Below are 6000 nucleotides of genomic sequence, written 5' to 3' on the forward strand. Positions count from 1 at the left end.
ACCGTCTCGGGCATGGACGTTGGTGCAGCCGGGCAGGGAGGAGGTTCTGTAGGTCAAAGCCTTCCGGTAAGCGCTGATGCGATCGGACCAGACAGGAAATCCGGTGCAGGAATCTCGATGTGCTTCGAAGGCAATGGCGAGGCCGATCGGCATGAACTGGAACCAGGTCTCTGGGCTCCACTGTCGAATGGTTGCTGACCCTGGTAGCTGGAGGAAACGTCGGGATTCATATTGGCCAGAGATCTGGCGGCTCTTTGCTCCTCCACCTCGGGAAGCAGGCGGCTAGGGATGCCAAGCATCCAGAAATCAGCAAATTTCGGGGTTTCATCCTGGCTGTTCCACGTGGAACCTCAGCCAGAACCAAAATCCACAAAAAAGCCCGGCATTGAGCCGGGCTTCTTCGTGTTCCACGTGGAACCGGCAGGTCAGAGACGCAGCGGCATCACCACGTGACGCGACTTCTCGCTGCTGGCCTCACGCACCAGTGCCGACGAGTTGGAATCACGCAGCTGGATGACAACGTGCTCGTCGCGCAGTGCCGACAGGGCATCGAGCAGGTAGTTCACGTTGAAGCCGATGGCCAGATCGCTGACCACGGTATCGGCTTCGATTTCTTCCTGTGCTTCTTCCTGCTCCGGGTTGTGCGCGCTGATCTTCAGCTGGCCCGGGGTCACTTCGACGCGAACGCCGCGGTACTTCTCGTTGGAGAGAATTGCCGCACGTTGCAGCGAAGCACGCAGGGTTTCGCGCTCAACCTTTACTTCGCGGTCAGCGCCGATCGGAATCACTGCTTCGTAATCCGGAAAACGGCCGTCGATCAGCTTCGAGGTGAAGGTGACATCGTCGCGCTTCATGCGCACGTGGCTGCGGCCGACTTCCAGCTCGACCTCACGCTCGCCACCTTCCAGCAGACGCTGCAATTCGGTCACGCCCTTGCGCGGCACGATGATCTGACGCTTGGCACCGTTATCGTTTTCCAGCGCGGTTTCGCACAGCGCCAGGCGGTGGCCGTCGGTTGCAACGCAGCGCAAGATGCTGTCGCGCAGGTCGAACAGCAGGCCGTTGAGGTAATAGCGCACGTCCTGCTGCGCCATTGCGAACGCAGTGCGCTCGATCAGTTCCTTCAACGCTGCTTCCGGCACGACGACGCGCTCGGTCGCTTCAACTTCGTCGACTGACGGGAAGTCGTTCGCCGGCAGGGTCGCGAGAGTGAAACGGCTGCGTCCGGCCTGGACGGTGATCTTGTCGCCGGTCTGCGAAACCGTAATGCGGCTGCCATCAGGCAGGGCGCGGATGATTTCGAACAACTTGCGCGCCGGGATCGTGGTTTCGCCGTCCTGTGCATCCTCGACCGCGATGCGGGAGACCATTTCGACTTCCAGGTCGGTGCCGGTCAGCGAAAGCTGGCCGCCTTGAACCTGGACGAGGAAATTGGCCAGAACCGGCAGGGTCTGGCGGCGTTCAACCACGTTGACGACCTGGGCCAACGGCTTGAGAAAGGCTTCGCGCTGCAGTGTGAAACGCATGTGGTTTCGTGCCCCTATGCTTTTAAAAGATGTGGATTAAATCAAAAGCTTGGTGGTGCTGGTAGAGCCAGATTTGGCTTAAAACACACCTAAGTGTTTGTTTTTAAATGTTTTATTGAAGCTGAAACCCATGTATTACTGACGCTGAGCTGGTGGGGGAACCTGTGGATAATTTTGCCGCGGATTTGCCGACCAATTTTATCCACAACTTCTCCAAAACCTGCCCCCGAATCATGCACCGTTTTGTGCGATGACGCCGCAGTGGCGTCGGTGCATCATTCGCTCCACTTCCGGCCCAGACCTCGCTGCCCCAATGGTTTTCCCACCTGTTTCATCGATGAGTGTTCCAACAGGGCAGCGCAGGGGCTTACTCGCTGAGCTTGCGGATCAGCTTTTCCCAGTCCTCGCGCAGCTTGCCGTCGGTTTCCATCAACGTGCGGATCTGGCGGCAGGCGTGCAGCACGGTGGTGTGGTCGCGGCCGGCAAACGCATCGCCGATTTCCGGCAGGCTGTGTTCGGTCAGTTCCTTGGTCAGCGCCATGGCGACCTGGCGCGGACGGGCCAGGGAACGGGTGCGCCGCTTTGACAGCAGATCCTTGATCTGCAGGCCGTAGTAGTCGGCAACCGTTTTCTGGATATTGGGGATGCTGATGGCTTGTTGCTGGGCACGCAGCAGATCGCGCAGGGTTTCCTGGGCAAACTCGGTGGTGATCGCGCGGCCGGTGAAATTGGCGCGGGCAGTCAGCGTATTGAGCGCACCTTCCAGATCGCGCACGTTGGAGCGCATCTTCTTGGCGATCAGGAACGCCACGTCGTCCGGAATCTCGGCGCCGCGTTCGCGGGCCTTGGCCAGCACGATGGCAGCACGGGTTTCAAAGTCCGGCGGCTCGATGGCCACCGACAAACCCCAGGCCAGACGTGATTTCAGGCGGGCTTCCAGGCCTTCCACTTCGCGCGGGTAGCGGTCGCAGGTCAGGATGATCTGCTGCTTTCCGTCAAACAAGGCATTGAAGGTGTGGAAAAACTCTTCCTGGGTACGATCTTTGCCGGCGAAGAACTGGATGTCATCGATCAGCAGCGCATCGACCTGCTGGAACTGACGCTTGAACTGGTCCATGGACTTTTCCTGCAGCGCACGGATCATCGCACTGAAGAACTGTTCCGAACGCAGATAGAGCACTTTTGCCGCCGGATTGGCCTGGCGCATGGCATTGCCAGCGGCCAGCATCAGGTGGGTCTTACCCAGACCGGTGCCGCCGTACAGCAGCAAGGGGTTATGCGCACGATCGCCCGGCTTCTGCGCCGCCTGGAATGCCGCGGCCAAACCGAGCTGGTTGCTGCGGCCTTCGACGAAATTGGTGAAGGTGTAGTGGGCGTCAAGGTTGCCGTTGAACGGCACCACCGGCGCAGCCGGCACGGAAGTGGCACTCGGGGCGACCAGCGGGGCCGGTTCCGGCGCCCGCGGACGCGAGCCGATTTCCAGGATCACTTCACCGAAACCGGCGAAATGGGTCAGCAATTCGCCGATGCGCGGCAGGTAGCGTTCGCGCACCTGGTCGACGATAAAGGCATTGGGCGCGTACAGCACAAGGCTGTCAGCGCGTTGGTCGGCCTGCAGCGGCTTCAACCAGGTGTGGACATCTTCGGGCGGAAATTCCGCCTCCAGACGTTCGAGACAACGTGTCCAGGCATCCATCAGCAATAGTCGTCAAAGGCTTGCCAGCCGGGCGCAGAAAGCCGCCGGGCCACAGGCCGGAAGGGGGAAAGTGGATGGCCCAGACTACCACCGCAGGCCCGATGCGGGAATGCTTGTCCCGGTTTTATTCACAGGCTCATCCACAAGATGTACACCGGGCTGTGGATAGCTTTGTCAAGCGAGACTTGACGTGACCCCGGTAGGGTCTATAGAATTTCCGGTTCTTTCCGTCCACTTCATACAGGTGCCCCAATGGCCACCAAGCGCACGTTCCAGCCCAGCAACCTCAAGCGCAAGCGCGATCACGGTTTCCGTGCTCGTATGAAGACCGCCGACGGCCGCAAGATCCTGTCGCGTCGCCGCGCCAAGGGCCGCAAAGTCCTCAGCGCTTGATTGCGTTGCCGCGTGAAGCGGCAATCGCAACACCGATCGTGATCAGTACTTGCCCGCGCAAGCGATTCCCTCGCTCTGCGCGGGTTCGTACGCGTGCCGAATATACAACGGTCTTCAACGGCGCCCGCCGTGTATCCGAACCCTTGATGACACTCCACTGGTTGAAAGGGGATTCCCCTGCTCGACTCGGCTTGGCTGTGTCACGCAAGGTGGATACGCGTGCGGTCGGTCGTAACCGTATCAAGCGTGTGTTGCGGGATGCAACACGCCATCTACGGTCGTGCCTGAGCGGTGGCGATTACGTCATCGTTGCCCGATCCGCGGCCAAGACCGCCAGTAATCAACAGATCCGTGAGGCGTTCGAGCGCCTGCTGCGCCGTGCCGGCGCATTGCCCGTTGTGGCTGCGGGCGGCACAATGCCGCCGCACGAGGGCGCACCCGCCCCTCTTCCTTTGAACGTACCGGACACTTCCTCCGGTCGAGCCGAGCCTGCCTGCTGATGAACCAGACCCGTGTATTCCTGATTTTTGCCTGGCTGATGGTAGCCGTGCTGCTGTGGATGGAATGGGGTCGCGAAAAGGCCGCACCGGATCCGGCGACTGTGGCCACCACCCAGCCGGCCGTGCCGGGTGCCAATGACGTCGATCTGCATGCACCGGCCACCGCCGACGTACCGCAGGCCACCGTGCCGGGCCAGCCTCCTGTCGCCGCCGCATCTGCAGGCATGGAAGCCGCCACCAGCGCCCAGCGCGTGACCGTCACCACCGACGTACTGAAGCTGGTGCTCGACGGCCGCAGCGTGCTCGACGCTGATCTGCTGCACTTCCCGCAGACCAAGGCCGCCGGCAGCCCGCCGGTACAGCTGCTGACCGAAGACAAGGCGCATCCTTACAGTGCCACCGCCGGTTGGGCCAGCCAGAACAACTCGCCGGTGCCCGGCGCCAACGGCTTCCAGCCGGTGCAGGGTGTCACCACCGTCGCCCTGGCTGACGGCCAGAGCGAAGTGCAGGTACCGTTCGTGTGGAATGGCCCGAACGGCGTCAGCATCCACCGCACCTACACCTTCAAGCGTGGCGATTACGCCATCAGCGTGAAGGACGAAGTGGTCAATACCGGCACTGCGCCGTGGCAGGGCTATGTGTTCCGCAAGCTGGACCGCGTGCCGCCGGTGATCACCAAGGGCATGACCAACCCGGACTCCTTCAGCTTCAACGGCGCCACCTGGTTCAGCCCGGCTGATGGCTACCAGCGTCGGGCGTTCAAGGATTACCTGGAAGACGGCACCATCAACCAGACCATCAGTGGTGGTTGGGTGGCGATGCTGCAGCACCATTTCTTCACCGCCTGGATTCCGCAGGCTGACCAGTCCGCGCTGTACCTGCTGTCGCAGAACGGTCCGCGCAACGTGATCGAAACCCGCGGCCCCGGCTTCACCGTGGCACCGGGCCAGAAGGTCAGCACCGAGGCGCGCCTGTGGGTGGGCCCGAAGCTGGTCAACCAGATCGCCAAGGAAGACGTGAAGGGCCTGGACCGCGTGGTCGATTACAGCCGCTTCTCGATCATGGCCATCATCGGCCAGGGCTTGTTCTGGGTGATGAACCAGGTGCACAAGCTGGTCGGCAACTGGGGCTGGGCCATCATCGGTCTGGTGATCCTGTTGAAGATGGCGCTGTTCCCGCTGGCCAATGCGCAGTTCAAGTCGCAGGCCAAGATGCGCAAGTTCCAGCCGCGCATCGCGCAGCTGAAGGAGCGCTACGGCGACGACAAGCAGAAGTTCCAGACTGCAATGATGGAGCTGTACAAGAAGGAGAAGATCAATCCGCTGGGTGGCTGCTTGCCGCTGCTGATCCAGATGCCGATCTTCTTCGCCCTGTACTGGGTGCTGGTGGAGTCGGTGGAACTGCGTCAGGCACCGTGGCTGGGCTGGATCCAGGATCTGACCGCGCGTGACCCGTACTTCATCCTGCCGATCATCAACATCGCGGTGATGTGGTTCACCCAGAAGCTGACCCCGGCTGTGGGCATGGACCCGATGCAGCAGAAGATGATGCAGTTCATGCCGCTGGTATTCGGCGTGATGATGGCCTTCATGCCGTCCGGCCTGGTCCTGTACTGGGTGGTCAACGGCGGCCTGAGCCTGCTGCAGCAGTGGTGGATGATCAAGAAGCACGGCGAAGACGCGCCGAGCAAGGTGATCGAAGCCAAGTAAGCCAAAGCCCGCCGCAAGGCGGGCTTTTCGTATGTGGGGAGGCCGCGCCAAGACAGGCCGTTTGGTTGCCTGGCTGTTTGGCTGTTTGTGGGAGCGGCGTCAGCCGCGAAGCTGATACACCATCAGATCGCACAGCTTCCCAGTGTCCAAGCAAGACCAGCTTCGCGGCTGACGCC

5 protein-coding genes are annotated in these 6000 nt (G+C 61.4%); 3 read left to right on the plus strand and 2 right to left on the minus strand.

Annotation, left to right across the window (positions count from 1 at the left end; all coding sequences use genetic code 11):
• Positions 1 to 425: 425 nt before the first annotated feature.
• A complete protein-coding gene (dnaN, locus tag QMX78_RS08430; RefSeq protein ID WP_057629944.1) occupies positions 426 to 1526 on the minus strand; it encodes a DNA polymerase III subunit beta in 1101 nt (366 codons plus the stop codon).
• A 367-nt stretch (positions 1527 to 1893) separates the two neighbouring features.
• Positions 1894 to 3222 carry a chromosomal replication initiator protein DnaA gene (dnaA, locus tag QMX78_RS08435; RefSeq protein ID WP_282268384.1) on the minus strand — a complete coding sequence of 443 codons (1329 nt, stop codon included), beginning with the start codon at positions 3220 to 3222 and terminating at the stop codon, positions 1894 to 1896.
• 252 nt (positions 3223 to 3474) lie between these two features.
• On the opposite strand from dnaA, the gene rpmH reads away from it, so the two are divergent.
• From rpmH to yidC, 3 genes are read left to right on the plus strand one after another with little or no spacing between them, the layout of a single operon-like run.
• Entirely contained in the window at positions 3475 to 3615 is a 141-nt protein-coding gene (rpmH, locus tag QMX78_RS08440; protein ID WP_006404565.1) for a 50S ribosomal protein L34, read from the plus strand.
• Between the two features lie 38 nt (positions 3616 to 3653).
• Positions 3654 to 4115 carry a ribonuclease P protein component gene (gene rnpA / locus QMX78_RS08445; protein WP_282268389.1) on the plus strand — a complete coding sequence of 154 codons (462 nt, stop codon included), beginning with the start codon at positions 3654 to 3656 and terminating at the stop codon, positions 4113 to 4115.
• Complete coding sequence (gene yidC, locus QMX78_RS08450; protein WP_282268386.1) at positions 4115 to 5824, plus strand: membrane protein insertase YidC; 1710 nt, start codon at positions 4115 to 4117, stop codon at positions 5822 to 5824. The genes rnpA and yidC overlap by 1 nt, the downstream gene beginning before the upstream one ends.
• Positions 5825 to 6000: the final 176 nt, after the last annotated feature.

It is taken from the genome of Stenotrophomonas sp. PS02298, assembly GCF_029959445.1.
Classification (GTDB): Bacteria; Pseudomonadota; Gammaproteobacteria; order Xanthomonadales; family Xanthomonadaceae; genus Stenotrophomonas.

Bases quoted from the DNA above. Each gene is read 5' to 3' on its own strand.
- yidC (WP_282268386.1), top strand. From the start codon at position 4,115: ATGAACCAGACCCGTGTATTCCTGATTTTTGCCTGGCTGATGGTAGCC.
- rpmH (WP_006404565.1), top strand. From the start codon at position 3,475: ATGGCCACCAAGCGCACGTTCCAGCCCAGCAACCTCAAGCGCAAGCGC.
- dnaA (WP_282268384.1), bottom strand. From the start codon at position 3,222: ATGGATGCCTGGACACGTTGTCTCGAACGTCTGGAGGCGGAATTTCCG.
- dnaN (WP_057629944.1), bottom strand. From the start codon at position 1,526: ATGCGTTTCACACTGCAGCGCGAAGCCTTTCTCAAGCCGTTGGCCCAG.